Annotated in this window: 1 protein-coding gene; it reads right to left on the reverse strand. The window is 66.5% G+C overall.

The genetic code is table 11. The annotated features are described in order from the left end of the window. Positions 1–4 precede the first annotated feature (4 nt). Positions 5–841, reverse strand: a complete 837-nt coding sequence (locus ABD323_RS42055) for a carbohydrate ABC transporter permease (protein ID WP_344447341.1) — start codon at positions 839–841, stop codon at positions 5–7. Positions 842–862 lie beyond the last annotated feature (21 nt).

The following is an 862-nucleotide window of genomic DNA, read 5'->3' on the forward strand; positions in this document are numbered from 1 at the left end:
CGGGTCATCCCTTCACGGCACCGGCGGTGAGACCGGAGGCGATACGGCGCTGGACGAGCAGGAAGAAGATCACCACGGGGATGGCCATCATGGTCGAGCCGGCCATCATCGGCGCGTACTCGGTGCCGCGGGTGGTGGTGAAGTTGCCGAGCCACACGGTCGCGGTGGTGTTGGTCTGGCTGAGCAGCTGCAGCGCGTACAGGTACTCGTTCCAGGCCTGGATGAAGCCGTAGATCGCGGTGGCCACCATGCCGGGCGCGAGCAGCGGGAAGACCACCCGGACGAACGCCCCGGTCCTGGTGCAGCCGTCGACCATGGCCGACTCCTCGAGCTCCTTCGGGATGTTCACGATGAAGCCGCGCAGGGTCCACACCGTGAACGGCAGCACGAAGGTGAGGTAGGTCAGGATGATGCCGGAGAGCTTGTTGTACTGGCCCAGGTCGTTCAGCAGCAGGAAGACCGGGATGATCATCGCGACCAGCGGGACCATCTGCACCGCCAGGATGCCGACGATGACCACCTTGCGGCCGCGGAACGCGAACCGGGAGATCGCCAGCGCGGCGAGCAGGCCGACCACCAGGCCGATCGCCACCGTGGTGCTCGCGATGATCAGGCTGCGGAAGACCGGGCCCCAGAAGTCGGAGATCTCCAGCGCGCGCTTGAAGTTGTCCAGCGTGACCGGGAACGGCAGGAACTTCGGGTCGGTCGAGATCGCGTCCTTGTCGGACTTCAGCGCGGTGTTGACCATCCAGTACACCGGGAAGCCGAGGATCGTCGCGACCGCGACACCGATCAGGTTGTAGAGGCTGCGGCCCTTGGGGCGCGGCGCCTTCGTCCTGATCTTCTGAGCGGGGGCGGCCCG

It is taken from the genome of Kitasatospora nipponensis (assembly GCF_039528135.1).
In the GTDB taxonomy this organism is placed as follows: domain Bacteria; phylum Actinomycetota; class Actinomycetes; order Streptomycetales; family Streptomycetaceae; genus Kitasatospora; species Kitasatospora nipponensis.